General features: G+C 72.2%; 22 protein-coding genes. 7 read left to right on the top strand and 15 right to left on the bottom strand.

What is annotated here, in order from left to right:
* Positions 1–219: 219 nt before the first annotated feature.
* Positions 220–1,239 (top strand): acyl-CoA desaturase, encoded by a 1,020-nt coding sequence (locus tag ACZ4M5_RS23455; protein ID WP_467739781.1) that lies wholly within the window; start codon positions 220–222, stop codon positions 1,237–1,239.
* Positions 1,236–1,913 carry a TetR/AcrR family transcriptional regulator gene (locus tag ACZ4M5_RS23450; RefSeq protein ID WP_333935464.1) on the top strand — a complete coding sequence of 226 codons (678 nt, stop codon included), beginning with the start codon at positions 1,236–1,238 and terminating at the stop codon, positions 1,911–1,913. Before ACZ4M5_RS23455 ends, ACZ4M5_RS23450 begins: the two co-directional genes overlap by 4 nt.
* Before the next feature lie 27 nt (positions 1,914–1,940).
* Here the strand turns inward: ACZ4M5_RS23450 and ACZ4M5_RS23445 are convergent, their stop codons facing one another.
* On the bottom strand, positions 1,941–2,768 hold the full coding sequence (locus tag ACZ4M5_RS23445) for a trans-aconitate 2-methyltransferase (RefSeq protein WP_467739780.1): 828 nt from the start codon (positions 2,766–2,768) through the stop codon (positions 1,941–1,943).
* Between the two features lie 164 nt (positions 2,769–2,932).
* Between ACZ4M5_RS23445 and tamR the strand changes: the two genes are divergently transcribed.
* Positions 2,933–3,430, top strand: coding sequence for a MarR family transcriptional regulator TamR (tamR, locus tag ACZ4M5_RS23440; protein ID WP_451876749.1), 498 nt, complete (start codon positions 2,933–2,935; stop codon positions 3,428–3,430).
* Here tamR and ACZ4M5_RS23435 read toward each other — a convergent pair.
* The gene (locus ACZ4M5_RS23435) at positions 3,389–4,156 is read right to left on the bottom strand and encodes a LuxR C-terminal-related transcriptional regulator (protein ID WP_467739779.1); all 768 of its coding nucleotides are present in this window, start codon (positions 4,154–4,156) and stop codon (positions 3,389–3,391) included. The two genes, tamR and ACZ4M5_RS23435, sit on opposite strands and share 42 nt — an antisense overlap.
* A gap of 302 nt (positions 4,157–4,458) precedes the next feature.
* On the opposite strand from ACZ4M5_RS23435, the gene ACZ4M5_RS23430 reads away from it, so the two are divergent.
* Positions 4,459–4,917 carry a GNAT family N-acetyltransferase gene (locus ACZ4M5_RS23430; protein ID WP_467739778.1) on the top strand — a complete coding sequence of 153 codons (459 nt, stop codon included), beginning with the start codon at positions 4,459–4,461 and terminating at the stop codon, positions 4,915–4,917.
* A 3-nt stretch (positions 4,918–4,920) separates the two neighbouring features.
* On the opposite strand, the gene galK is transcribed toward ACZ4M5_RS23430, so the two are convergent.
* From galK to galT, 3 genes are read right to left on the bottom strand one after another with little or no spacing between them, the layout of a single operon-like run.
* Complete coding sequence (gene galK / locus ACZ4M5_RS23425; RefSeq protein ID WP_467739777.1) at positions 4,921–6,084, bottom strand: galactokinase; 1,164 nt, start codon at positions 6,082–6,084, stop codon at positions 4,921–4,923.
* 26 nt (positions 6,085–6,110) lie between these two features.
* The gene (galE, locus tag ACZ4M5_RS23420) at positions 6,111–7,076 is read right to left on the bottom strand and encodes a UDP-glucose 4-epimerase GalE (RefSeq protein ID WP_467739776.1); all 966 of its coding nucleotides are present in this window, start codon (positions 7,074–7,076) and stop codon (positions 6,111–6,113) included.
* On the bottom strand, positions 7,073–8,134 hold the full coding sequence (gene galT, locus ACZ4M5_RS23415; RefSeq protein WP_467739775.1) for a galactose-1-phosphate uridylyltransferase: 1,062 nt from the start codon (positions 8,132–8,134) through the stop codon (positions 7,073–7,075). Before galT ends, galE begins: the two co-directional genes overlap by 4 nt.
* A gap of 179 nt (positions 8,135–8,313) precedes the next feature.
* Between galT and ACZ4M5_RS23410 the strand changes: the two genes are divergently transcribed.
* Together ACZ4M5_RS23410 and ACZ4M5_RS23405 are read left to right on the top strand one after the other, a co-directional pair.
* Positions 8,314–9,993, top strand: a complete 1,680-nt coding sequence (locus tag ACZ4M5_RS23410) for a sodium:solute symporter family protein (protein ID WP_467739774.1) — start codon at positions 8,314–8,316, stop codon at positions 9,991–9,993.
* A 32-nt stretch (positions 9,994–10,025) separates the two neighbouring features.
* Positions 10,026–10,376, top strand: coding sequence for a hypothetical protein (locus ACZ4M5_RS23405; RefSeq protein WP_467739773.1), 351 nt, complete (start codon positions 10,026–10,028; stop codon positions 10,374–10,376).
* A gap of 97 nt (positions 10,377–10,473) precedes the next feature.
* Here the strand turns inward: ACZ4M5_RS23405 and ACZ4M5_RS23400 are convergent, their stop codons facing one another.
* The 10 genes from ACZ4M5_RS23400 to rsmI form a co-directional block, all read right to left on the bottom strand.
* Positions 10,474–11,166 (bottom strand): helix-turn-helix transcriptional regulator, encoded by a 693-nt coding sequence (locus ACZ4M5_RS23400; RefSeq protein ID WP_467739772.1) that lies wholly within the window; start codon positions 11,164–11,166, stop codon positions 10,474–10,476.
* 237 nt (positions 11,167–11,403) lie between these two features.
* The gene (locus tag ACZ4M5_RS23395; RefSeq protein WP_467739771.1) at positions 11,404–13,284 is read right to left on the bottom strand and encodes an outer membrane protein assembly factor BamB family protein; all 1,881 of its coding nucleotides are present in this window, start codon (positions 13,282–13,284) and stop codon (positions 11,404–11,406) included.
* 67 nt (positions 13,285–13,351) lie between these two features.
* Positions 13,352–15,166: an outer membrane protein assembly factor BamB family protein gene (locus ACZ4M5_RS23390; protein WP_467739770.1), complete on the bottom strand. Its 1,815-nt coding sequence runs from the start codon at positions 15,164–15,166 to the stop codon at positions 13,352–13,354.
* Positions 15,167–15,356: 190 nt separating this feature from the next.
* The gene (locus ACZ4M5_RS23385) at positions 15,357–17,168 is read right to left on the bottom strand and encodes an ABC-F family ATP-binding cassette domain-containing protein (RefSeq protein WP_467739769.1); all 1,812 of its coding nucleotides are present in this window, start codon (positions 17,166–17,168) and stop codon (positions 15,357–15,359) included.
* Between the two features lie 135 nt (positions 17,169–17,303).
* On the bottom strand, positions 17,304–18,203 hold the full coding sequence (locus ACZ4M5_RS23380) for a 4-(cytidine 5'-diphospho)-2-C-methyl-D-erythritol kinase (RefSeq protein WP_467739768.1): 900 nt from the start codon (positions 18,201–18,203) through the stop codon (positions 17,304–17,306).
* Positions 18,200–19,087: a 16S rRNA (adenine(1518)-N(6)/adenine(1519)-N(6))-dimethyltransferase RsmA gene (rsmA, locus tag ACZ4M5_RS23375; protein ID WP_467739767.1), complete on the bottom strand. Its 888-nt coding sequence runs from the start codon at positions 19,085–19,087 to the stop codon at positions 18,200–18,202. The genes ACZ4M5_RS23380 and rsmA overlap by 4 nt, the downstream gene beginning before the upstream one ends.
* A 107-nt stretch (positions 19,088–19,194) precedes the next feature.
* A complete protein-coding gene (locus tag ACZ4M5_RS23370) occupies positions 19,195–20,631 on the bottom strand; it encodes a ubiquitin-like domain-containing protein (RefSeq protein WP_467739766.1) in 1,437 nt (478 codons plus the stop codon).
* A gap of 128 nt (positions 20,632–20,759) precedes the next feature.
* Positions 20,760–21,641 (bottom strand): TatD family hydrolase, encoded by an 882-nt coding sequence (locus tag ACZ4M5_RS23365; RefSeq protein ID WP_467739765.1) that lies wholly within the window; start codon positions 21,639–21,641, stop codon positions 20,760–20,762.
* 83 nt (positions 21,642–21,724) lie between these two features.
* A complete protein-coding gene (locus ACZ4M5_RS23360; protein ID WP_467739764.1) occupies positions 21,725–22,141 on the bottom strand; it encodes a hypothetical protein in 417 nt (138 codons plus the stop codon).
* A gap of 201 nt (positions 22,142–22,342) precedes the next feature.
* Positions 22,343–23,188 (bottom strand): 16S rRNA (cytidine(1402)-2'-O)-methyltransferase, encoded by an 846-nt coding sequence (gene rsmI / locus ACZ4M5_RS23355; protein ID WP_398111067.1) that lies wholly within the window; start codon positions 23,186–23,188, stop codon positions 22,343–22,345.
* Between the two features lie 85 nt (positions 23,189–23,273).
* Between rsmI and ACZ4M5_RS23350 the strand changes: the two genes are divergently transcribed.
* Entirely contained in the window at positions 23,274–25,022 is a 1,749-nt protein-coding gene (locus tag ACZ4M5_RS23350) for a dolichyl-phosphate-mannose--protein mannosyltransferase (protein ID WP_467739763.1), read from the top strand.
* Positions 25,023–25,090: the final 68 nt, after the last annotated feature.

Below are 25,090 nucleotides of genomic sequence, written 5' to 3'. Positions count from 1 at the left end.
ACGGGGCGGGACGTCCGGGAAGAAATCAGAGCGGACCGCGCTGTCCGACCGACTCAAGGATAGGTGTCGACCGGGACGCGCAGGCCGTCGGGCTCTTGCCGCGGAACGCCGCACTGCCATACTTACGATGCCGTAGGTTACGGAACCGTAGGGAGCACGGCACGGATTCCCGTGGCCCGGCCACACCATCCCAGTCCACATACCCCCCAGGGGACGCGTATGACCAGTAGTTCCGATGTGATCGAGGACGCCGCGCAGGCGCCCGGTCGGTCCGGCGACGCCGCAGCAGCCTCCGCCACGCTGGGTGGCGAGAAGAAGCGGTCCATCGAGCAGCTCGCCCTGCTCGTCTTCATCATCGTCCCGTTCGTCGCGCTGCTGGCCGCCGTGCCGCTGGCGTGGGGCTGGGGAGTGAGCTGGCTGGACCTCGGTCTGCTGGTCTTCTTCTACTTCCTGGGGTGCCACGGCATCACGATCGGGTTCCACCGCCACTTCACGCACGGCTCCTTCAAGGCCAAGCGCCCGTTGAAGATCGCCCTGGCGATCGCCGGGTCGATGGCGGTCGAGGGGCCCCTGGTGCGCTGGGTGGCCGACCACCGCAAGCACCACAAGTTCTCCGACGCCGAGGGCGACCCGCATTCGCCGTGGCGGTTCGGCGAGACGCTGCCGGCCCTGATGAAGGGCCTGTGGTGGGCGCACATCGGCTGGATGTTCGACGAGGAGCAGACGCCGCAGGAGAAGTACGCCCCGGACCTGATCAAGGACAGGACGCTCCGCACCATCTCGCGCCAGTTCGTGCTGTGGACGGTGGTGTCGCTGGGTCTGCCGGCGCTGATCGGCGGTCTGGTGACGATGTCCTGGTGGGGCGCGTTCACGGCGTTCTTCTGGGGATCGCTCGTGCGGGTGGCGCTGCTGCACCACGTGACCTGGTCGATCAACTCGATCTGCCACGCGGTGGGCAAGCGGCCGTTCAAGTCGCGTGACCGGTCGGGGAACGTGTGGTGGCTGGCGATCCTGTCGTGCGGCGAGTCCTGGCACAACCTGCACCACGCCGACCCCACGTCCGCGCGGCACGGCGTGATGCGCGGGCAGGTGGATTCCTCCGCCCGGCTGATCCGCTGGTTCGAGCTGGCGGGGTGGGCGTACGACGTGCGGTGGCCGTCACGCTCGCGTATCGATTCGCGCCGTGACGGCGGGGAAGGCGGCTCCCGGCGCGGGAAGGAACCCGCCGAGGCGGCATGATGGTCGCTGTGGCGACCGACTCGAGCAGCAATCCCAGCAATGACAAGCCGCGGCGAGTGCGTCGCACCCGTATGACCGGTGCCGAGCGCCGTCAGCAGCTGCTGGAGATCGGTCGCACGCTCTTCGCCGCGAAGGGGTTCGAGGGCACGTCGGTGGAGGAGATCGCGGCGAAGGCCGGGGTCTCCAAACCGGTGGTGTACGAGCACTTCGGCGGCAAGGAGGGCCTGTACGCGGTGGTCGTGGACCGTGAGATGCGGTGCCTGCTGGACATGGTCACCGGCTCGCTGACCGCCGGTCACCCCCGGGAACTGTGCGAACAGGCGGCGTTCGCGCTGCTGGACTACATCGAGGAGTACACGGACGGTTTCCGCATCCTGGTCCGTGACTCGCCCATCCCCCAGTCGACGGGTTCGTTCGCGTCACTGATCTCGGACATCGCCACGCAGGTCGAGGACATCCTGGGCCGCGAGTTCAAGAGCCGCGGTTTCGACCCGAAGCTGGCCCCGCTGTACGCCCAGGCCCTGGTCGGGATGGTCGCGCTGACGGGCCAGTGGTGGCTGGACGTGCGCAAGCCGAAGAAGGCCGAGGTGGCCGCGCACCTGGTGAACCTGGCGTGGCACGGCCTGGACGGCCTGGAGGCCAAGCCCCACCTGATAGGCCGCCGCAAGGCCTGACCGCGTCGGCCGGGACGACCCCGGCCGTCAGTCCCCCCTGCGCGCCACGGCGAAGACGCGGCGGAAGGGGAACACGGTGCCGTGCGGTCCGGGCGGGTAGGCCTCGCGCAGGGCCGTGCGGTACTCGGCGACGAACGCGTCGCACGCCGCGGGGTCGTCGCCGAGGGCGGTGAGGACGGGCCGCAGCCCGGTTCCCTTGACCCAGTCGAGGACCGGGTCCGGCCCGTGCAGCAGGTGGAGGTACGTCGTCTCCCACACGTCGGCCGCGCAGCCGAGCGAGGTCAGCCGCTCGTGGTAGGCCGCCGGGGTGAGGACGGCGTCGGCGTGGCGCAGGACGCCGTCCAGCCGGTCGCGCCAGCGGGGCGCGGCGGCGAGGTCGCGCATGAGGCGATGGCTGGGGGCGTCGAAGTTTCCGGGCACCTGGAAGGCGAGGGTGCCGCCGGGTTTCAGCGCGGCCGTCCAGTCCGCGAAACGTTCGGCGTGTCCGGGCACCCACTGCAGGGTGGCGTTGCTGACGATCAGGTCGTGCGGCTCGCCGGGTGTCCAGGTGCGGGCGTCCGCGGGGGCGAAGTCCAGCCGGCCGCCGCCCGCGGTGGGCCCCTCGTGGTCCACGTGGGCCTGGTCGAGCATCTCGGCGGAGTTGTCGTAGCCGGTGATCCGGGCGGTGGGCCAGCGGCCGGCGAGCAGGGCGGTGACGTTGCCCGGGCCGCAGCCGAGGTCGGCGATGCGGGGACGGTCCGGTGGCTGCGCGGGCAGGTCGGGGACGCGGGCCAGGAGGTCGGCGAAGGGGCGGGCGCGGTGCCCGGCGTGGCGCAGGTACTGGGCGGGGTCCCAGGTGGGGGGGTCGGCGGGCATGGGTCCTCCTGGTGTCCGGTTTCCTGGTGTCCGGTCGATGCCCGGTCGGTGTCCGGGTGCGAGACGGCCGGCGCGTGCACCCAGCGTGATCCCGAAAGTCTCTTGATGTCAAGAAGATCGACGTCAAGAGACTCTACGTCGACACAACCACTACACTGATCGTCATGGAGGACGAGGTCGATCGGCTGGTCGCAGCGTGGCGCCGGGAGCGCCCGGACCTCGACGTGGAACCGCTCGAGGTGCTCAGCCGCGTCAGCAGGCTGGCCAGGCACCTGGACCGGGCCCGGCGCCTGGCCTTCTCGGAGCACAACCTGGAGCCGTGGGAGTTCGACGTGCTGACGGCGCTGCGCCGGGCGGGCACGCCGTACCAGCTCTCGCCGGGGCAGCTCCTCACCCAGACCCTGGTCACCTCGGGCACGATGACCAACCGCATCGACCGGCTGGCGAAGAAGGGCCTGGTGGAACGCCTCCCGGATCCCAGCGACCGGCGGGGTGTGCTGGTGCGGCTGACGGACGAGGGCCGGGACCGCGCGGACCAGGCCCTGTCGGGGCTGCTGGACCAGGAGCGGGCGATCCTCGCGGAGCTCTCCCGCGGCCAGCGCGGTGAGCTGGCCGGTCTGCTACGCCAGCTGACCGCCCCGTTCGACAACATCCCCGGCTAGGTCGGCCGGCCCCACCCCGGCCCGCCGGGCGAGGGCCACGGCGGCGAGCGTGGAGTGCACGCCGAGTTTGCCCAGCACGTTCTGCATGTGGGTCCGCACGGTGTGCGGCGACAGGTACAGGCGCTCGGCGACGGCCTTGCGCCCCAGCCCCGCCACCATGCACCGCAGCACCTCGCGCTCACGCGGCGTGAGCGACTCCACGAGCCGCTCGCTCTCGGTGCGGTGCTTGCGGGCGGCGGTGAGTTCGCGCAGCACTCCGGTCAGCAGGGCGGGCGGCAGATGCGTCTCGTCGCGCAGCACCCCGCGGATGACCGTGAGCAGCCGGGACAGCGAGCAGTCCTTGGCGACCCAGCCGCACGCCCCGGCCTGCAGGGCGAGCGCGGCCCGCCGCGGGTCGTCCTTCTCGGCGAGCACGACGATCCGTACGTTCGGCTGCGCGCTGCGCACCCCGGTGACCAGGGAGATCCCGTCGACCAGCCCGTCCTCGTCGCCCTCCTGCACGGGCACGGCCGGGCGGGCGCCCGGGACCTTGCCGCCCAGGTCGGCGTCGACGAGCGCCACGTCGAAGCGGCGTCCCTCGGCTACCGCCCGCTCCAGGCTCCGCAGGGCGGCGGGGCCGCTGCCGGCCGCGGACACCTCGACGTCGGGCTCGGCGGCCAGGGCCGCGGCGAGCGACTCGGCGAAGATGCGGTGGTCGTCGACGACCAGGACTCGGATGCGCACCACGTAACCCCCTTCCCCGATGCTCCCGAGGAGCAGGGGATCCCCATCGTCGGAAGTCGACACCGCGCGGGCACGACGCCGGAGTGCGGTGACCGGCTGCGTCCGTACGTCCCTGTCCGCAGCCGCACCGGGGCGGCGCGGCCGCACGGCCGCCGCCGTGCAGGACCCGCCGCCCCCACCCCGGGCGTCGTACCCGGCTGTCTCGCCCCCTGAGCGGCACCGGCCCCCACCGGTGCTGTTCATCAGAGTACGGACGGGTGCCCGCAGCGGAAGGTTATTTGCAGAACTGACTGTCCGACGCGTTTATGGTGTGCCGCATGTTCCGTCTTGAGACAGAAGTCGACAAGGACCGACGTGATCTGCTCCGTACCCGGTTGCGGGACTCCAACACGACCGCCTCGGCGATCCTGCGCTCGCTGCGCGGAACGCCCGGTGAGCGGGACGTCCCCTTGCATGTGTGGGCTGTGAACGAGGCGGACGGCGATCTCGCCGGCGGGCTCGTCGGCTACACCTGGGCGACCTGGCTGCACGTGACGCACCTGTGGGTCGACGACCGCCACCGCGGCGCGGGCCTGGGCAGCCGTCTGCTCGCGCAGGCGGAGGACATCGCGCGTACTCAGCGCTCCTGCCGCTCCTCCCGCCTGGAGACCTGGGACTTCCAGGCCCCCCGCTTCTACGAGAAGCAGGGGTACCGCGTGGCGTGCACCGTGCCGGACTACCCGCCCGGCGTCACGGAGTACTTGCTGACGAAAACGCTTCGGTGAGGCTCAGGCCAGCCGGCGGGCGCCGGCCGCCGGCACCGCCTCGAAGACCCGGGGCGCGGTGAAGCCCGCCGCCGCGAAGGCGTCCGTCACCGCCTTGCCGATCGCGTCGACGTCCGCCTCCTCCGCCAGGACGATCGCCGAGCCGCCGAAGCCGCCGCCGGTCATGCGGGCGCCCAGCGCGCCGGCCGACAGGGACGCCTCGACGACCAGGTCCAGCTCCGGGCAGGAGATGCGGAAGTCGTCACGCAGGGAGGCGTGGCCCTCGACCAGGACGGGGCCGATGCGGCGGGTCTCGCCCGCTTCGAGCAGGGAGACCACGCGCTCCACCCGCCGGTCCTCGGTGACCACGTGCCGGACCAGGCGGCGGACCTCCTCCTCGTCGCCGAGGCGGTCCAGGGCCGCGTCCAGGTCGTCGTAGGCGATGTCGCGCAGGGCGTCGACGCCCAGCAGGGCCGCCCCCTTCTCGCAGCCCGCGCGGCGCTTGCCGTACTCGCCCTCGCTGTGGGAGTGCTTGACCTGCGTGTCGACGACCAGCAGGCGCATGCCCTCGGCCGCCAGGTCGAAGGGGATCTGCTGCTGGGAGAGGTCCCGGGTGTCGAGGAACAGGGCGTGGCCCTCCGTGCAGCAGGCCGACGCCGTCTGGTCCATGATGCCGACGGGCGCGCCCACGTACACGTTCTCCGCGCGCTGGCACAGGCGGGCCAGCTGCCAGCCGCGCAGGCCCAGGTCGAACAGGTCGTTCAGGGCCAGCGCGACCACGACCTCCAGGGCCGCCGAGGAGGACAGTCCGGCGCCCGAGGGGACCGTGGAGGCCAGGTGGACGTCCGCGCCCGTGACCGCGTGGCCGGCCTCCCGCAGGGCCCAGACCACGCCGGCCGGGTACGCCGTCCAGTCCTTGTCGGACTCGGGCGCCAGGTCGTCCAGGCGCAGTTCGGCGACGCCGGATTCCACGTCGGCGGAGTGCAGGCGCAGCACGCCGTCGTCGCGGCGCGAGACGGCCGCGACCGCCGTGTGCGGCAGGGCGAACGGCATGACGAAGCCGTCGTTGTAGTCGGTGTGCTCGCCGATGAGGTTCACGCGGCCCGGAGCCGCCCAGACGCCCTGCGGCCCGGTGCCGTACAGCTCGGTGAACCGTTCGGCGACCGTCTCGGCTACAGCCTCGCTCATGCCCTGCTCCCCTGACCTTCTCGTAGCTACTGCTTGCCGTGCCGCTGGGCGAAGTCCCACGCGTCGGCGACGATGCCCGCGAGATCCGCGCGGGACGGATTCCAGCCCAGCTCCTCGCGGGCCGTGGCGGCGGACGCCACCAGGATCGCCGGGTCGCCGCCGCGGCGGGGGGCGACGATCTCGGGGATCGGGTGGCCGGTGACCCGGCGGACGGTGTCGATGACCTCGCGGACGGAGAAGCCGCTGCCGTTGCCCAGGTTGCAGATCAGGTGCTCGCCGGGGGTGGCGGCCTTCAGCGCCAGCAGGTGGGCCTCGGCGAGGTCGGCGACGTGGATGTAGTCGCGCACACAGGTGCCGTCCGGCGTCGGGTAGTCCTCGCCGAAGACGGAGATCGCCTCGCGCCGGCCCTGCGCCACCTGCAGGACCAGCGGGATCAGGTGGGACTCGGGGTCGTGGCGCTCGCCGAACTGCCCGTAGGCGCCCGCCACGTTGAAGTAGCGCAGGGAGACCGCGCCCAGGCCGTGCGCCGCCGCCTCACCGGTGATCATGTGGTCGACCGCGAGCTTGGAGGCGCCGTAGGGGTTGGTGGGCCGGGTGGGGGCGGACTCGACGATCGGGACCTGCTCCGGTTCGCCGTAGGTGGCGGCCGTGGAGGAGAAGACCAGGGTGCGCACGCCCGCCTCGCGCATCGCGCCGAGCAGGGCCATGGTGCCGCCGACGTTGTTGTCCCAGTACTTCTCCGGCCTCACGACCGACTCGCCGACCTGGGAGGAGGCGGCGAAGTGCAGGACGCCGTCGAAGGAGGAGTCCAGCCATTTGGCGGCGTCGCGGATGTCACCCTCGACGAAGGCGGCCCCGGCCGGGACGCCTTCGCGGAAGCCCGTGGACAGGTCGTCGAGCACGACGACCTCGTGGCCGGCCTCCAGCAGGTGCTGGGCGACCACGCTGCCGACGTATCCCGCCCCGCCCGTCACCAGGTACTTCCCGCTCATGAACTCGCTACCTCTCGCAGTCGCTCGGCCGCGCGCTCCGGCGGCACGTCGTTGATGAACACGTTCATGCCGGACTCGGAACCCGCGAGAAACTTCAGCTTGCCGGAAGTGCGGCGGATGGTGAAAAGCTCGAGGTGCAGTGCGAAGTCCTCGCGCACGACCCCGTCGAACTCCTCCAGCGCGCCGAACGGTGCCTGGTGCCAGGCCGCGATGTACGGCGTCGGCGGCTCGCCCTCACCGAAGATCCGGTCGAAGCGCCTCAACAGTTCCAGGTAGACCTTGGGGAATTCTGTGCGCGCGGCCTCATCCAGGGCGAGCAGGTCGGGCACCCGCCGCTTGGGGTACAGGTGGACCTCGTAGGGCCAGTGCGCCGCGTACGGCACGAAGGCCACCCAGTGCTCGCCCTCCAGGACGACCCGCTCCCCGGCGAGTTCGCTGCGCAGGACGGCGTCGAAGAGGTTCTCCCCGCCCGTCGCCTCCTTGTGGGCCGCGGCCGAACGGAGCATCAGGGCGGTGCGCGGGGTGGTGAAGGGGTAGGCGTAGATCTGCCCGTGCGGGTGCTGGAGCGTCACGCCGATCTCGGCGCCCCGGTTCTCGAAGCAGAACACCTGTGCCACGGCGGGCAGATGGGACAGCTCCGAGGTGCGGTCGGTCCAGGCCTCCAGCACCAGGCGCACCTGCTCTTCGCCGAGGTCGGCGAAGGAGGCGTCGTGGTCGGAGGTGAAACAGACGACCTCGCAGCGGCCCGAGTCGCCGGCCAGGGAGGGGAAGCGGTTCTCGAACACGACGACGTCGTAGGAGGAGTCGGGGATCTCGCTGAGCCGGTCGCCCTCGGAGGGGCACAGGGGGCACTCGTCGGCCGGCGGGTGGTAGGTGCGGCCCTGGCGGTGCGAGGCGACGGCGACCGCGTCGCCGAGCAGGGGATCGCGGCGGATCTCCGACGTGGTGACCGTGCGGTCCAGGGGGCGGCGGTCGACCGCGTCCCGGACGGTGTCGTCACGCAGGTCGTAGTAGAGGAGCTCGCGGCCGTCGGCCAGCCGGGTCGAGGTCTTCTTCACGCCGGACTCCCTCATCCTGCTCACTCATCCTTCAAACATAACCCAACATATTGAAACACAACTCACCACAGCGGGTCAACATCACAATCAAACAAAGTGCACCACCGGACGTGTTCAATGACGGAACGCGGAGAAGTGGATTCCGCCAGGTATCGGTTCGCGCTACGAAGCGAGGGCTCATGCATCCCCCCCTGTATCTGTCGGCCGAGCTGCGGCTCCCCACCAACTGGCTCGACTACACGATCCTCGGCATCTACTTCGTCGTCGTCCTCGGCATCGGCTTCGCCGCCCGCCGGTCGGTGAAGACCAGCCTGGACTTCTTCCTGTCGGGCCGTTCCCTGCCCGCCTGGGTCACCGGACTGGCGTTCATCGCCGCCAACCTGGGCGCCACCGAGATCCTCGGCATGGCCGCCAACAGCGCCCAGTACGGCGTCTACACCACGCACTGGTACTGGATCGGCGCCATCCCGGCCATGGTCTTCCTGGGCCTGGTGATGATGCCCTTCTACTACGGCTCCAAGGTGCGCTCGGTCCCCGAGTTCCTGCTGCTGCGCTTCGACAAGGCGGCGCACCTGCTCAGTTCGATCCTGTTCGCCTTCGCGGCCATCCTCATCGCCGGCGTCAACCTGTACGCCCTGGCGATCGTCGTCGAGGCACTGCTGGGCTGGCCGGAGTGGGTGGCGATCGTGGTCGCCGGGTTCTTCGTGCTGGCGTACATCACGCTCGGCGGTCTGTCCTCGGCGATCTACAACGAGGTCCTGCAGTTCTTCGTCATCCTGGCCGCGCTCATCCCGATCACCGTGCTCGGGCTGAAGAGCGTCGGCGGCTGGGACGGGCTGTCCGACAAGCTCACCTCGCAGCACGGCAGTGACTTCATGACCTCGTGGGGCGGCACCGGCATCGGCAGCGACAACCCGCTGGGCGCCAACTGGCTGACCATCGTCCTCGGGCTCGGCTTCGTGCTGTCGTTCGGCTACTGGACGACGAACTTCGCCGAGGTGCAGCGCGCCCTGTCCGCGAAGAACCTCTCCGCGGCCCAGCGCACCCCGCTGATCGCCGCGTTCCCCAAGATCTTCATCGTGTTCCTGGTGATGATCCCCGGCCTGGTGGCCGCGGCCCTGGTCCCGAAGATCGGCACGGCCGGCTCGGACCTGCAGTACAACGACGCCATCCCCTACCTGATGGAACAGCTGCTGCCCAACGGTGTGCTGGGCATCGCCGTGACGGGTCTGCTCGCGGCGTTCATGGCGGGCATGGCGGCCAACGTGTCGTCGTTCAACACGGTGTTCACCACCGACATCTGGGCCAAGTACATCGTCCGGGGCCGCGAGGACGAGTACTACGTGCGCTTCGGCCGGCTCATCACCGCGGTCGGCGTCCTGGCGTCCATCGGCACGGCGTTCCTGGCCCGGTCCTTCTCGAACATCATGGCCTACCTCCAGACGCTGTTCTCCTTCTTCAACGTGCCGATGTTCGTGGTGTTCATCATCGGCATGTTCTGGAAGCGGGCGTCGGTCAAGTCCGGCTTCTGGGGGCTGCTGGCGGGTACGACGGCGGCGATGGTCAACTACTTCGTCCTCTACAAGCAGGACATCATCGACATCCCCTCCGACCAGGGGGCCAACTTCGTCTCCGCGATCGCGGGGTTCGTCGCGGGCGCGGTCGTGATGGTGGCGGTGTCGCTGTTCACCGCGCCCAAGCCGGCCGCGGAGCTCCAGGGCCTGGTCTACGGCACGACCTCGCCCGGCATGTCGGAGCCGCCGGCACCCGGGGACGAGGCGTGGTACCGCAGGCCGGCGCTGCTGGGCTGGGGCGCGGTGATCCTGGCCGCGGCGTGCTACATCCCGTTCTCGTTCTGACCGTTCCCGCTTTTTCGAGGGAGGATTGACAGATGTCCGAGTTCTACTCCGAGAAGGACGTGCAGCGGGAAGTCAGCGAGCTGCAGGGGAAATCGGCGACGGCCGCCCGGCTGTTCGACATCCGCCGCATCATCGGCGGGCTGTTCGTGCTGTACGGCGTCATCGTCACGATCGCCGGCTTCACGGCGTCCGACGCCGACATCGACAAGGCCGAGGGCGTCAACATCAACCTCTGGACGGGCCTGGGCATGCTCCTGCTGGGGCTGTTCTTCCTGGCCTGGCTGAAGCTGAGGCCGGTGGCCCCGCCACCGCCGGACACCACGCCGGACGCCACGCCGGACGCCACGCCGGACGCCACGCCGGACCAGGAGCCGCGGGACTGAGCGGCCGTCCGTCGTACCGACGCGCCGATGGCGGCGAATCCGCCGAGCAGCCGCAACCGGGGGAGCCGCAGGCAGCACGCGGCTCCCCCGGGGCACGTCAGGGCTCCTGCCCCGCCGGGCCCCGCGGGGGGCCTGCCCGGTCCAGGAGGCCCGTTCTGGCTGCCAGGGCCGCTGCCTCCAGGCGGGAGCCGACGCCGAGTTTCATCAGGACCCGCTGGACGTGCGTGCGGGCCGTGGAGGGGGCGATGCCCATGCCCGCCGCGATCAGGCGCGTGTCCTCGCCGTCCGCGACGCGGACCAGGACCTCGACCTCCCGGGGCGTGAGCATCGACAGCAGCCGCTGCCCCTCGTCGTCCGGCTGGGCGGCGGGGTTCAGCAGCTCGGCGAACGCCCCCTGGAGCAGCTGCGGCGCCACGGCCGCCTCCCCCGCCCGGGCCTTCATGATCGCCCGCTCGACGCCCTCGATGCGCTCGTCGTGCCGGACGTAGCCCGACGCCCCCGCCGCGAAGGCCGCCGCGATGCCGCGCGGGTTCGGGACGGGTCCCAGCACCAGGACCGCGACCTGCGGCCGCTCCTGCTTGATCCGCACCACCGGGTCGAAGGCGCCCGGCTCCGCCGGCGCGGCCGTGCCCAGCAGGCACACCTCCGGCGCCCGTGTGATCACCAGCTCCGCCGCCCCCGCGGCCGGCGCGGCCGCGGCCAGCACCCGGTGCCCCCGCAGCTTCAGCGCCGAGGCCAGCGCCTCGGCCAGCAGACGGTGGTCGTCGACCACCATGAGCCGCACTCCCATCGAGCAACCCCCCAGTCACCCCGGCCCCCTGATGGAAGCCCCCCGGCTCCCCCGTTTCATGCCCCCGGAAGCTACACGCTTGTTCGACGTCGCGCTCCCCCTACCGGTGAGAATCGCCCCGGATCGCGGGAATTCCTCGTATACGAGGTTGACCGCCCCAAACGCGAACGGTCCCGCCCCTGAACAGGGACGGGACCGTCGTGGCCACCGCTCGGTCGGAAACCGACCGGAAGCCGATCAGCTCGTACCGAAGCCGACCGCGAGGTACTCCTCGTCGCCCGATGTGGACCGCTTGCTCGCGTACACCCGGGACATGAACAGGTGCCCGTCGGCGTAGAGGTACTCGGAGTAGTCCGGGGACATCCGGCTCTCCACGTCCCGCACCTGCTCGGTCGCCGGGTTCTCCAGCAGCTTGGTCTGCTTGAAGCTGCGGCCGTCGATGCTGACGACCTGCCCGCCCTTGTCGTACGGCGGGCGCTTGTAGGCGATCACGTTGCCGCCGTCCATGCGCAGCGGCGAGATCGTGTAACCCTCGCCGGCGTCGGCCCGCTGGCCGGTCTGCTTGCCGGTGGTGAGGTCGAAGGCGACGATCTCGTTGGTCTGGCTGTACTTGCCGGTGCCGTCGTGCTCCTCGGTCGGCAGGTACAGCCGGTCGGGGCCGACGGCGATGCCGGTGCAGTACTCGATGCGCGTGATGCCCTCGCAGCGGGCCGCGAACTGCTCGCCCGGCGCGGCGATGCGCGTGCGCAGCTTGCCGGTCCTGTTGTCGATGGAGAAGAAGTCGGAGATGCCGCTGCCGTCGCCCGCGGAGTCGCCGACGTCGGCGGCCACGACGAGCGGGTCGGTCGACACGACGCTCGCGTACTCGATGTCCTCGGCCATCTTGTACTCGGAGACCACCTTCCCGGACTTCGGGTCGATGGTCTGGATGTGCAACTGCCGTGCCCCGTACGACCCGCACTTGCGCACCGCGACGAGCCTCTCGCCGCCGCCGTACCCGGCGTCGTAGCAGGAGTCGCTCGTCTTGGGGCTCCACAGGAGCTTGCCGGAGGTGTCGAACGCGGCGCCGCCGCTGGTGCTGCCGACGGCCACGGTCTGCCCGCTGAGCGTGACGTTGTTGAAGCTGATCGGGTCACCGCCGGTGTCGACCGTCTTGGTCCACAGCTTCTTGCCCCCGTCGAGATCGATGAGGGCGATCTGGCTGCACCCGTGCGAGGGCTTGGCCTTGGTGGGCATGGCGGGCTGGTAGAGGATCGCCGTCTTGTTGTCGTCGGTGACGTGGCGGCTGGCCTGGCAGACCGGGCCGGGCAGCGGAACGGTCCACAGCTCGGTGCCCTTGTCGCGGTCGTAGCCGACGATCTTGGCGATGCCGCTCTTGACGTACGCCTTGTCGGTGAGCCACGAGCCGGAGACGACGACGGTGCTGTCGTTCTTCACCTCGGGCGCCGGGACCTGGAAGAGGACCTTGGCGCCGGGGTCGGCCGGGGCCTTCTCCTCGCCGCCGGAGGCGCCGCCCTTGCCGTCGTCGGAGCCGCCGGTGCCGCCGCTGGAACTGGCGGTGTCGTCCTTCTTGCCATCGCCGTCACCGGACTTGGCGTACCAGACGCCGCCGCCGATGATCAGTGCGATCGCGACGACCGCGGCCACGATGATGGCCACCTGCGCGTTGAACGTGCCGCCGCCCGGCTGTCCGGCCTGCGGCTGCTGCGGCATGGCCCCCTGCGGGTAGCCGTAGCCGGGCTGCCCGTACCCGGGCTGCTGCCCGTGGCCCGGCTGCCCGTACGGCACCGTCGGCGGCTGCCCGTAGCCGGGCTGCCCGTACGGTCCCGGCTGCTGGCCCGGGTAGCCGTAGCCCGGCGCCGGCTGCGGCGGCTGGGGCGCACCCTGCGGGTAGCCGTAGCCGGGCGCCGGCTGCGGCGGGGCCGCGGGGGGCGTCTGCGGAGCCGCGGGAGGCGTCTGCGGGTAGCCGTAGCCCGGTTCCGGGGCCTTGTTCAGGTTCGGACCGCCGGGAGGCGGCGGGGTCTGCGGGGGCTGGTCCTGGGGCGGCTGGTCCTGGGGCGGGCCGAACCCGCCTCCCTGCGGGGGCTGCTGGGGCGGCGGAGGGGGCGGCTGGGTCATGACGTGAGTACCTCGGGGAAGGGGACGGACGGCGACGGGGGGACAAGCGGTCCGGGAAGGGGAAGAGTCACTTGCCGTAGGCGAGCATCAACTTCTCCTTGGAGTCGTCGTTCCCGCTCAGCCGGGTGGTGGAGAGGTAGAAGCGCCCGTCGGCCCAGTCCATGTCCTTGGAGAAGAAGCCCTTTTCGATGTCCGCGGCGCCCTGCGGGTTCCGCAGCAGCTCGACCGGCTTGTGGCCGGTGCCGCCGGTCGCGATGGAGACGACCCGGCCGCCCCCGTCGTAGGAGGGCTCCACGTAGGCGATGAGCTTGCCGTCCTCGACCTTCATCGGGACCATCGACTCCTCGGCCGGGGACTTCACCCGCCACTTCTCCTTGCCGCTCGCCAGGTTGATCGCGACGATCTCGTTGGCGCCGGTGGTCGCCTTGGTCGGCAGGTAGAGCGTGTCGTCGTCGGCGGCGACGCCCTCGCAGCCCTGGAGGTCCCGCGCGAGGATGGCCCAGCCGCACTCGGGGGCGAAGTCCTCGTCGAAGCCGACCTGCGAGCGGAACTTGCCGCCGGAGGTGAAGGTGGAGATGTTCCAGGCCTTCTTGTCCTCATTGGTGCTGTAGATCACCAGCGGGTTCACCGAGTAGGCGCGCGCGACCCGCCAGCCCTTGTCGAACTTCTGCGTCCAGCGGGCCTTGCCGGTCCTCGGGTCGAGCTCCTGCACCTCGTCGTGCTGGTTGTCACCGCCCGCACCGCACGAGGAGACGGCGATGAGCTTCTCGCCGCCGGCGAACGCGGCCGGGAAGCAGGAGTCGCCGTAGCGCTTCTTGTCGAAGAGCTTCTTGCCGCTGGTGACGTCGTACGCCGTGCCCGACTGGGAGCGGCCCACCATCAGCGTCCTGCCGGTGACCGTCAGCTCCACGGAGAGGGTGGAGTCGAACAGGGCGCCGTCGGCGACCTCCTGCGTCCAGCCCTTCTTGCCCGTGTCCAGGTCGATCTCCTGGAGCTGGTTGCACTTGGCGCGGTCGCTGCTGCCGCTCATGTACGCCACGACGATCTTGTCGTCGGCCGTCTTCTGCGGGGTCGTCGCGCAGATCTTCTGCGGGAAGGTGACGGTGTCCCAGGCGGGCTTGCCGTCGGCCACGTCGAACGCGAGGAGCTGCTTGTAGGCGGCCTTCACGGCGGTCTTGTCCGTGATCCACATACCGGGGGCCTCGGCGCCGGAACCGGGGGCGTCGGGCGCCTCCTTGTACCAGAGGACCCTGGCCTCGCCATCCTTGCGGCCCTCGTTGAGGTTGTCGGGGTCCTCGCCGCCGTCGCCGTCGCCGTCACCGGGGTTGACCGGTGCGGAGGAGCCGCCCTTGGGGTCGTCGCTGCCCTGGGCGACCGGCTTCTTGTCGCCCTTGTCGTCGCCCGTCGCGGTGACGGCCCACACGGTGCCGCCGACGACGAGCAGCGCGGCGACGGCCGCGCCGATGATGGCGGCGGGCTTGCCCTTGAAGGGGCCGCGCGAGCCGCCGGGGGGCGGGGTGCCGGGCCCGCCGGGGTAGCCGGGCTGCTGCGGGTAGCCGTAACCGGGCTGGCCGTACGGTCCCGGCTGCTGCGGCTGGCCGTAGGGCCCCGGCTGCTGCGGCTGGCCGTAGGGCCCCGGCTGCTGCGGCTGGCCGTAGGGCCCGGGGGCGTAGGGGCCCGGCCGGCCGAAGGGTCCGGGCTGCTGCGGGGGCTGCTGGGGGTAGCCGTAGCCGGGCTGCGGCGGGCCCTGCGGGGGCGGTGGCGTCTGGGGCGGGCCCTGGGGTGGCGGCGGGGTCGGTGCCCCGAAGCCACCGCCCTGCGGCGGCGGGTCCTGCGGTGCTCCGAAGCCACCCTGCGGCGGCTGGCTGGGCGGCTGAGACATCAGTCGCTCCCCCCGTTTCACTGATTTTTCGCCACGCCCTGAGGCACCCGGAGCGCTCAGAGTCGTTCCATAAAGTTCTAAGACGGCTCTTTCTATCACCCCGTTCCGACAAGCGAACGGGCCGTCCCATCCCCTGTTCCCAAGGGAGGACCGGCCCGTGATGCCCTCGTTACGCGCCTTCACGCGCCCTTCACGCGTCTTCGGCGAGTTCCAGCCAGCGCATCTCCAGCTCCTCGCGCTGACCGGCCAACTCGCGCAGCTCCGCGTCCAGTTCGGCGACCTTCGCGAAGTCCGTGGCGTTATCGGCGATTTGAGCGTGGAGCTTGGTCTCCTTCTCGGAGACCTTGTCGAGCTGCCGCTCGATCTTCTGCAGTTCCTTCTTGGCCGCGCGCTGGTCGGCGGCGCTCCTCTCGGGGGCGGCGGACTGCTGCGCGGCGGCGGGCGCGGGGGTGGCGGCCGCGGCCTCCTCCATGCGCCGGCGCCGCTCCAGGTACTCGTCGATGCCGCGGGGCAGCATCCGCAGGGCGCCGTCCCCGAGCAGCGCGAAGACCCGGTCGGTCGTGCGCTCGATGAAGAACCGGTCGTGGGAGATGACGATCATCGAGCCGGGCCAGCCGTCGAGGACGTCCTCCAGCTGGTTCAGCGTCTCGATGTCGAGGTCGTTGGTGGGCTCGTCGAGGAAGAGGACGTTGGGCTCGTCCATGAGCAGGCGCAGCAGCTGGAGCCTGCGGCGCTCACCGCCGGACAGGTCGCCGACCGGCGTCCACTGCTTCTCCTTGGAGAAGCCGAACGTCTCGCACAGCTGCCCGGCGGTCATCTCCCGGCCCTTGCCGAGGTCGACGCGCTCGCGCACCTGCTGCACGGCCTCCAGCACGCGCGTGGCCGGGTCGAGTTCGGCGACCTCCTGGGAGAGGTAGGCGAGCTTGACGGTCTTGCCGACCCGGATGTGGCCGCCCGCGGGCTGGGCCTCCCCCTCCGTCCGGGCCGCCTGGGCCATGGCCCGCAGCAGGGACGTCTTGCCGGCGCCGTTGACCCCGACGAGGCCGATCCGGTCGCCGGGGCCGAGCTGCCAGGTGACGTGCTTGAGCAGGACCTTGGGGCCGGCCTGGACGGTGATGTCCTCCAGGTCGAACACGGTCTTGCCGAGCCGGGTGGAGGCGAACTTCATCAGCTCGCTGCTGTCGCGGGGCGGCGGGACGTCCCTGATGAGCTCGTTGGCGGCCTCGACGCGGAAGCGGGGCTTGGACGTGCGGGCGGGCGCGCCGCGGCGCAGCCAGGCCAGCTCCTTGCGGACCAGGTTCTGGCGCTTGACCTCCTCGGTGGCGGCGATGCGCTCGCGCTCGGCCCGGGCGAAGACGTAGTCGGAGTAGCCGCCCTCGTACTCGTAGACCGCGCCGCGCTGGACGTCCCACATGCGGGTGCAGACCTGGTCGAGGAACCAGCGGTCGTGGGTGACGCAGACGAGGGCGGAACGCCGGGTCTGCAGGTGCCGGGCGAGCCAGGCGATGCCCTCGACGTCCAGGTGGTTGGTGGGCTCGTCCAGGACGAGCAGGTCCTGCTCCTCGATGAGCAGCTTGGCGAGGGCGATGCGGCGGCGCTCACCGCCGGAGAGCGGGCCGATGACGGTGTCCAGGCCCTTGGGGAAGCCGGGCAGGTCCAGCCCGCCGAACAGGCCGGTCAGCACGTCCCTGACCTTGGCGTCGCCGGCCCACTCGTGGTCGGCCATGTCGCCGATGACCTCGTGGCGGACGGTGGCCTCGGGGTCGAGGGAGTCGTGCTGGGTCAGCACGCCCAGACGCAGCCCGCCCGAGTGGGTGACGCGCCCGGTGTCGGCGTCCTCCTGCTTGGCGAGCATGCGGATGAGGGTGGTCTTGCCGTCGCCGTTGCGCCCGACGACACCGATGCGCTCCCCTTCGGAGACGCCGAGGGAGACGCCGTCGAGCAGGGCACGGGTGCCGTACACCTTGCTGACGTTCTCGACATTGACCAGGTTGACGGCCATTACTCTCCTGCCAAGGGGGATGGATCGACCCTCAAGGGTAGTCCGGCACGGGGGTGCGCCGGCGGGGGTGCTCCGGCGGGGGGGGCGGGACGGACGGCGTCCTCGCGCCTGGCCGGGTCCGGTCGCCCCCCGCGCTCAACGGCCCGTGAGCGTCGCCCCCGGAGCCGGGCCGGCTGCCGTCCGGGCCGTGCGGCAGGTGCCGGAGGAGATCAGGGCCTGCGCCACCGCCGCCGCCGACTCCGGGTCGCGGACCAGGAAGGCCGTGGTGGGGCCGGAGCCCGAGACCAGGGAGGCCAGGGCGCCCGCGGCGCGACCCGTGGCCAGGGTGCCGGCGAGTTCCGGGAAGAGGGAGAGGGCCGCGGGCTGCAGGTCGTTGGAGACGGCCGCGGCGAGCGCGTCCGGGTCGCCCTTGGCCAGGGCGGCGAGGAGTTCCGGTGCGGCGACGGGCTCGGGGATGTCCGTGCCCTCGCCCAGCCGGTCGAACTCCCGGAAGACGGCCGGGGTCGACAGGCCGCGCTCCGCCATGGCGAACACCCAGTGGAAGGTGCCGCCGACCTCCAGGGGCGTCAGCCGCTCGCCCCGTCCGACGCCGAGGGCGGCCCCGCCGACCAGGCTGAACGGCACGTCGCTGCCCAGCTCGGCGCAGATGTCGAGGAGTTCCTCGCGGGAGGCACCCGTGCCCCAGAGGGCGTCGCAGGCGACCAGCGCGCCGGCGCCGTCCGCGCTGCCGCCCGCCATGCCGCCGGCGACGGGGATGTCCTTGGCGATGTGGATGTGGACGTCGGGGCTGCGGCCGGACCGCTCGGCCAGCGCGATCGCCGCCCGCGCCGCCAGGTTCGTCCGGTCCAGGGGCACCTGGCCGGCGTCGGGGCCCTCGCAGGTGACGCGGAGTTCCTCGGCCGGGGTGACGGTGATCTCGTCGTGGAGGCCGACGGCGAGGAAGACGTTGGCCAGGTCGTGGAAGCCGTCGGGGCGGGCGGCGCCGACCGCCAGCTGGACGTTGACCTTGGCGGGGACGCGGACCGTGACGCTCACGCGGACTCCTCCGGCCGGCCGGGGGCCGCCTTGTGCTCGGCGATCCGCGCGAACTCCTCCACCGTCAGGGACTCGCCCCGGGCCTGCGGCGAGACGCCGGCGGCGACGAGGGCCTCCTCGGCGGCGGCCGCGGAGCCGGCCCAGCCGGCCAACGCGGCCCGCAACGTCTTGCGGCGCTGGGCGAAGGCCGCGTCCACCACGGCGAAGACCTCCGCCTTGGAGGCCGTGGTCCTCAGGGGCTCGGTCCGGCGGACCAGGGAGACCAGGCCGCTGTCCACGTTCGGCGCGGGCCAGAAGACGTTCCGGCCGATGGCACCGGCGCGCTTGACCTCCGCGTACCAGTTGGCCTTGACCGAGGGGACGCCGTACACCTTCGAGCCGGGGGCGGCGGCGAGCCGGTCGGCCACCTCCGCCTGGACCATGACGAGGGTGCGCTCGATGGTCGGGAAGGTGGCCAGCATGTGCAGCAGCACCGGGACGGCCACGTTGTAGGGCAGGTTGGCGACCAGCGCGGTCGGGGCGGGCCCCGGCAGCTCGGTGACGTGCATGGCGTCGCGGTGCACGAGGGCGAACCGGTCGGCGCGCTCGGGCATGCGGGCCGTGACGGTGGCGGGCAGCGCGGCGGCGAGCACGTCGTCGATCTCGACGGCGGTGACCCGGTCGGCGGCCTCCAGCAGTGCGAGGGTGAGCGACCCGAGCCCCGGGCCGACCTCGACGACCACGTCGTCGGGGCGGACCTGTGCGGTGCGGACGATGCGGCGGACGGTGTTCGCGTCGATCACGAAGTTCTGTCCGCGCTGTTTGGTGGGGCGTACGCCGAGGGCTGCCGCGAGTTCTCGGACGTCGGCGGGGCCGAGCAGGGCGTCGGGGGCGGGGCTGGTCACGGGGACAAGGGTACGGGGGCGGGTGCGGGGGGTCGCGCACCCGGCCGCGCGCTTCCGGCCGTGCACGCGGCCGACGACTGCCGGCCGTGCACGCGAGCGCCCGCCCGCTATCCGTGCAGCCGCTCGCCGCAGTGCGGCCAGGGGCTCGCGCCCCGGCGCACGTACAGCTTCTTCGCCCGGTAGGTCTGTTCCGCCGCCGGGGCGTCCTGGGGGCGGCCCCGGCCGCCGAGCTTCTGCCAGGTGTGGGTGTCGAACTGGTAGAGGCCGCCGTAGGTGCCCGAGGGGTCGACCGCGTCCGGCCGGCCGCCGGACTCGCAGGCGGCCAGGCCCTGCCAGTTCAGATGGTCGGCGCCCCGCACGGACTCCGGGCGGGGCTTGGTGCCCACCTTCACCTCCCGCGGGCGCGGCGCGCGCACCACCTCGGAGGTCAGCCGGCGCGGCGTCTGCCGGACGCCGTTGACCGTGCGCACGGCGTAGGTGATGCGGCGCAGGCCCGGCTCGCCGGCGCTCGCGACCACCTCGGTGCCCCGGAACAGGGTCGGATCGTCCGTGCGCCGCACCTCGAAGGGGATGGCCTCCTCGCGGATCTCCCGGCCCCCGGTGATGCGCAGGACGGTCACGGTCTGCCCGTCACGCGGGAAGCTCGCCTGCGCGACCGAGGTGGTGTCCTGCCCGCGCAGGGTGATCCCGGCCTGCTCGACGGCCTCCCGGACGGTCGCCGCGTTGGTGCGGACCGTGCGGGCGCGGCCGTCGGCCATGATCGTCACGGTGCGCTCGGTGCGGACGTCCAGGGTGAGTCCCGCGCGCCCGATGGGCCGGGAGCGCGAGGTGGACACGTACGCGCCTTCCTGCCGTACACCCAGCTGGCGCAGGACCCCCGCGACCGTGCGGGCCGTCGTCCACACCTCGCGCCGGTGGCCGTCGAGGGTGAGCCGCACGGGGCGGGCGTGGAGCACGGACACCTCGTCGCCGTTGCCGAGGCCGGCGCCGCGCCCGGGGGTCACCACGTCGTGGGCGCCGAGTTCCACGCCCTCCTCGGCGAGCAGTTCGGTGACGTCGTCGGCGAAGGTGTGCAGCGTGCGTTCCTTGCCGTCGACGCTCAGCTCGATCGCCTTGTCCTTGGCGACGAACGCCGTGGTGCCGCCCGCCAGGAAGGCCACGACCAGGGCCTGCGGGAGCAGGCGCAGCACGGAGCTGTCGGGGCGTTCGACGAAGCGGGTGCGGCGCCGGCGCGGGGACCTGCGGTGCGAGCCGGTGCGCGAGGCGGCTCGCGATCCGGCTCGCGCCCCGGCGTCGCCGTCCGGCTCGTCACGCCCCGTGTACGCGGGCGAGGGGTCACCGCCCGGCGTGCCCTGCCGGGGCAGGCCGGGCAGGGTCGGCCCCTCGTAGGCGGGCCGGTAGGTGTCCGCGTAGGCGCCGGGCGTGCCGTACGCGAGGGTCTCGGCGCTGTGCAGATCGGCGGGCGGCACGGCGAGGCCGCCGTACGCCGCCTCGGCGTAGGCCGGGCCGTACGTCTCGTACGTCTCGTACTGCGGGCTGCTCACGCCGACAGGCTCCAGGGGCCGGGAGGAGTCCAGAGGGGTCCGGATCGGGCCCCCAGAACCTAGCGGAGCACTCGTCACTCTCCAAAGCGACGCGACTACGCACAGTCGTGCGGGGAGGGGTCGAGGGGTCAGTACCCGAACGCGCGCGCGGTGTTCGCCCCGAGCGCGGTGGCCAGCGTGTCCTCGTCGGTGCCGCGCACCTCGGCCATGGCGCGCACGGTGATCGGCACGAGGTAGGGGGCGTTGGGCCGGCCCCGGTAGGGCACCGGCGTGAGGAAGGGCGCGTCGGTCTCCACCAGCAGCAGCTCCGGTGGGGCCACCGCCACCGCGTCGCGCAGGTTCCGGGCGTTCTTGAAGGTGACGTTGCCGGCGAAGGACATGAAGTAGCCCGCGGCCGCGCAGATCTGCGCCATCTCGGCGTCGCCGGAGTAGCAGTGGAAGACGGTCCGCTCGGGGGCGCCCTCCTCCTTGAGGACGCGCAGCACGTCGGCGTGGGCCTCGCGGTCGTGGATGACGAGGGCCTTGCCGTGCCGCTTGGCGATCTCGATGTGGGCGCGGAAGGACCGCTCCTGCGCGTCTTTGCCCTCGGGCCCGGTGCGGAAGTAGTCCAGTCCGGTCTCGCCGACGCCCTTGACCTGCGGGAGCGCGGCCAGCCGGTCGATCTCGGCGAGGGCCTCGTCCAGGGCCGCCGGACCGCCGGGTTCGCGCGCGCCCTGCCGCGACCAGCCGTCGGGGTCGCCGTGGACGATCCGGGGCGCCTCGTTCGGGTGCAGCGCGACCGTGGCGTGGACGGCGTCGTGCGCGGCGGCCGTCTCGGCGGCCCAGCGCGAGCCCTGGAGGTCGCAGCCGACCTGCACGACCGTCGTCACTCCGACCGACGCCGCCTTCGCCAGGGCCTCCTCGACCGTGCCGGACTGCATGTCCAGGTGGGTGTGGGAGTCGGCGACCGGTACCCGCAGGGGGTCCGGCAGCGGGGGCGCGGTGTGCTTGTCGGGGTCGTTGGCAGGCATGCCCCGATCCTACGGAAGGGCGACGCCCTCCCCTGCGGGGGAGGAGGCGGGGAGGGCGTCGGCGGCAAGGTGAGCCGGACGGGTCAGCTCACCTTGCGCTGGAAGGGGTGCAGCAGGTCGGACAGGTGCCAGTGGTGCTGCACGCGCCGGGTCCGGGCGGCCGCGGCCTCCGGGACGGGTGCTTCGACGGGTCCGGCGGGCGGCGGCACCCGGCGGGAGCCGTACGCGGCGTCCCGGGCCGACGCGACCCGTCCGGGCCGCATGATCCGCACGACGTGCCCGTCGCAGTTGTGGCAGGCGGGCCTGCTCAGCGGGGAGGGCACGACCTGGCCGTCGGCCACGTAGAGCACGAACTCGTGCCCGGTGGCGTCCGTGTGGTGCTCTATCTCGTACGACTGCTCCCAGCCGTGCCCGCAGCGCATGCAGGCGAAGGAGTAGGACTCGTTGACGACGGCACTCGCACCGGCGCGAAGCCCGGTCCGCCCTGCGATCTCACTCATGCCGGCTCCTGTTCCGCTGTGGCGTGGGAACGGTTGCGTCCCCGCACCCCAGTGGACTCCCCGGCCGGGCGGTTGGCAGCAGACCTGTCGACGAATTGGCCCCGATTTGGGCGGCCCTTGCCTCAGGGGCAGATCACCTTTGCCCACCCATGGGGCGCCCGCTCAAACGACAAGCGCCCTGCTCAGAGGCGTGCGCGGACGTCAGCCGGCGTTCTTCGCGGCGACCACGGCGTCGAAGACGACCCTCTTGGGCACCCCCGCCTCCTGGGCCACGGCGGCGATCGCCTCCTTGCGGCGCTCCCCGGCCTCCTCGCGCGTCCGCACCCGGCGCACGAACTCCTCGGGCCCCACGTCCTCGGGCCCCTTCTCGGGCGCGCCCTCGACCACGACGGTGATCTCGCCGCGCACCCCGTCGGCGGCCCACTCGGCGAGTTCGCCCAGACCGCCGCGCCGGATCTCCTCGTAGGTCTTGGTCAGCTCCCGGCACACCGCGGCCCGGCGCCCGGCGCCGAACACCTCCGCCATCGCCGCCAGCGTGTCGTCCAGGCGGTGCGGGGCCTCGAAGTACACGAGGGTGCGCCGCTCGTCCGCCACCTCCCGCAGCCGCCCGAGCCGCTCCCCCGCCTTGCGGGGCAGGAAGCCCTCGAAGCAGAACCGGTCCACGGGCAGCCCCGACAGCGCCAGCGCCGTGAGGACGGCGGACGGCCCGGGCACGGCCGTCACCCGCACGTCCCGCTCGACGGCGGCCGCGACCAGCCGGTAGCCCGGGTCGGACACGGACGGCATACCGGCGTCCGTGACGAGCAGCACCCGCGCCCCGCCCACCAGTTCCTCGACCAGTTCGGGCGTGCGCGCGGCCTCGTTGCCCTCGAAGTAGGACACCACCCGCCCCCTGGGGGTGACGCCGAGCGCCTGGGTCAGCCGGCGCAGCCGCCGCGTGTCCTCGGCGGCGACGACGTCGGCCCCGGCGAGTTCCTCGGCGAGCCGGGGCGGGGCGTCCGCGATGTCGCCGATGGGGGTGCCTGCGAGTACGAGGGTTCCGGTCACGCCCCCATCCTCCCAGGGGCGGAGGTTGCGGACGCATACCGGCCATGGACGGGACTCACACAGCACGGTTCCCTACGATGGCGCGGTGACCAGTACCGCGTCCTCCACGGACACCCGGCAGGGCCAGGCGCCGCTCGAGCAGCGGCCGCCCTGGCAGCAGCGGCTGCGCCGCTTCGGCTACCAGGGGCAGCCCGGCAGCGACGACCGTGACGTCCGGGACCGGCTGGTGCCGCCGTACACCGAGCCCTCCCCGCGGCTGTGGGGGGCGCTCGGGGTGCCGCACGCCCTCGCGGGACGGCTGGTGCGCTGGTCGGGCTGGATCGGGCCGCTGCTGGTGACGCTGCTGGCGGGGGTCCTGCGGTTCTGGAACCTGGGCAGCCCCCGGGCGGTGATATTCGACGAGACGTACTACGCCAAGGACGCCTGGGCGCTCGTCCACAAGGGCTTCGAGGTCAACTGGGCGAAGAACGCCAACGACCTGGTGCTGTCGTCGGGCGGGAACGTGAAACTCCCGACCGACGCGGCGTACGTCGTGCACCCCCCGGTCGGCAAGTACGCCATCGGGCTGGGCGAGCTGATGTTCGGCTTCGACCCGTTCGGCTGGCGGTTCATGACGGCCCTGCTCGGCACGCTGTCGGTGCTGCTGCTGTGCCGGATCGGCCGGCGCCTGTTCCGCTCCACGTTCCTGGGCTGTCTGGCCGGCTGCCTGATGGCGCTGGACGGGCTGCACTTCGTGATGAGCCGCACGGCGCTGCTCGACGGGGTGCTGATGTTCTTCGTGCTGGCCGCGTTCGGCTGCCTGCTGGTCGACCGGGACCGGGCCCGCGCGCGGCTGGCCGCGGCGCTGCCCGTGGACGCCGACGGCCGGGTGCGGCCCGACCGGCACACGGCCGAGACGGCCCGCCTGGGGTGGCGGCCCTGGCGCTGGGGGGCCGGCCTGATGCTGGGTCTGGCCATCGGCACCAAGTGGAACGGCCTGTACATCCTGGCGGCGTTCTGCGTGATGGCGGTGCTGTGGGACGTCGCCGCGCGCCGCGTCGCCGGTGCCCGGCACCCGTACGCGGCGGCCCTGAGGCGCGACACGGGCCTGGCGTTCGTCGCCACCGTGCCGGTCGCCCTGCTGACCTACCTGGCCTCCTGGACCGGCTGGTTCCTGTCCGCCACCGACGGTTCCGGCGGCTACTTCCGCAACTGGGCCGCGACCGACGGCAAGGGCGGCAGCTGGACGTTCCTGCCCGACTGGCTGCGCAGCCTGTGGCACTACGAGCACCAGGTGTACGAGTTCCACGTCGGGCTGTCCTCGCCGCACACGTACCAGTCCAACCCGTGGAGCTGGCTGGTCCTGGGCCGCCCGGTGTCGTACTTCTACGAGTCCCCGTCGCCCGGCAAGGCCGGCTGCCCCGCCGACGCCGGCGAGAAGTGCGCCCGCGAGGTGCTGGCCCTCGGCACGCCGCTGCTGTGGTGGGTGGCCTGCTTCGCGGTGCTGTACGTGCTGTGGCGCTGGTTCTTCCGCCGCGACTGGCGCGCGGGTGCCATCGCCTGCGGCATCGCGGCCGGGTACCTGCCCTGGTTCCTGTACCAGGAGCGCACGATCTTCTTCTTCTACGCCGTCGTGTTCCTGCCGTTCCTGTGCCTGGCGGTGGCGATGCTGCTCGGAGCGATCGTCGGCCCGCCCCGTTCCGGCGACACCCGCCGCGTCGCCGGCGCGACGGCCGCGGGCGTCCTGGTCCTGCTGATCGCCTGGAACTTCATCTACTTCTGGCCCATCTACACCGGCCAGGCCGTCCCGATCGGGGACTGGCGGTCGCGGATGTGGCTGGATACGTGGGTGTGAACGGTGTTCGGTCAAAAATCGAAACTCCGGTACCACCAGTAACCGCTTGCGCATAGAGTGCCCCCGAT

Source organism: Streptomyces sp. NPDC026246 (assembly GCF_055567995.1).
This window is presented reverse-complemented; position numbering and strand designations above follow the sequence as displayed.

Excerpts from the sequence above, each read along its gene's own strand:
- ACZ4M5_RS23455 (WP_467739781.1), top strand. The coding sequence starts at position 220 with ATGACCAGTAGTTCCGATGTGATCGAGGACGCCGCGCAGGCGCCCGGT.
- ACZ4M5_RS23450 (WP_333935464.1), top strand. The coding sequence starts at position 1,236 with ATGATGGTCGCTGTGGCGACCGACTCGAGCAGCAATCCCAGCAATGAC.
- ACZ4M5_RS23445 (WP_467739780.1), bottom strand. The coding sequence starts at position 2,768 with ATGCCCGCCGACCCCCCCACCTGGGACCCCGCCCAGTACCTGCGCCAC.
- tamR (WP_451876749.1), top strand. The coding sequence starts at position 2,933 with ATGGAGGACGAGGTCGATCGGCTGGTCGCAGCGTGGCGCCGGGAGCGC.
- ACZ4M5_RS23430 (WP_467739778.1), top strand. The coding sequence starts at position 4,459 with ATGGTGTGCCGCATGTTCCGTCTTGAGACAGAAGTCGACAAGGACCGA.
- galK (WP_467739777.1), bottom strand. The coding sequence starts at position 6,084 with ATGAGCGAGGCTGTAGCCGAGACGGTCGCCGAACGGTTCACCGAGCTG.
- galE (WP_467739776.1), bottom strand. The coding sequence starts at position 7,076 with ATGAGCGGGAAGTACCTGGTGACGGGCGGGGCGGGATACGTCGGCAGC.
- ACZ4M5_RS23410 (WP_467739774.1), top strand. The coding sequence starts at position 8,314 with ATGCATCCCCCCCTGTATCTGTCGGCCGAGCTGCGGCTCCCCACCAAC.
- ACZ4M5_RS23405 (WP_467739773.1), top strand. The coding sequence starts at position 10,026 with ATGTCCGAGTTCTACTCCGAGAAGGACGTGCAGCGGGAAGTCAGCGAG.
- ACZ4M5_RS23400 (WP_467739772.1), bottom strand. The coding sequence starts at position 11,166 with ATGGGAGTGCGGCTCATGGTGGTCGACGACCACCGTCTGCTGGCCGAG.
- ACZ4M5_RS23395 (WP_467739771.1), bottom strand. The coding sequence starts at position 13,284 with ATGACCCAGCCGCCCCCTCCGCCGCCCCAGCAGCCCCCGCAGGGAGGC.
- ACZ4M5_RS23390 (WP_467739770.1), bottom strand. The coding sequence starts at position 15,166 with ATGTCTCAGCCGCCCAGCCAGCCGCCGCAGGGTGGCTTCGGAGCACCG.
- ACZ4M5_RS23385 (WP_467739769.1), bottom strand. The coding sequence starts at position 17,168 with ATGGCCGTCAACCTGGTCAATGTCGAGAACGTCAGCAAGGTGTACGGC.
- ACZ4M5_RS23365 (WP_467739765.1), bottom strand. The coding sequence starts at position 21,641 with ATGCCTGCCAACGACCCCGACAAGCACACCGCGCCCCCGCTGCCGGAC.
- ACZ4M5_RS23360 (WP_467739764.1), bottom strand. The coding sequence starts at position 22,141 with ATGAGTGAGATCGCAGGGCGGACCGGGCTTCGCGCCGGTGCGAGTGCC.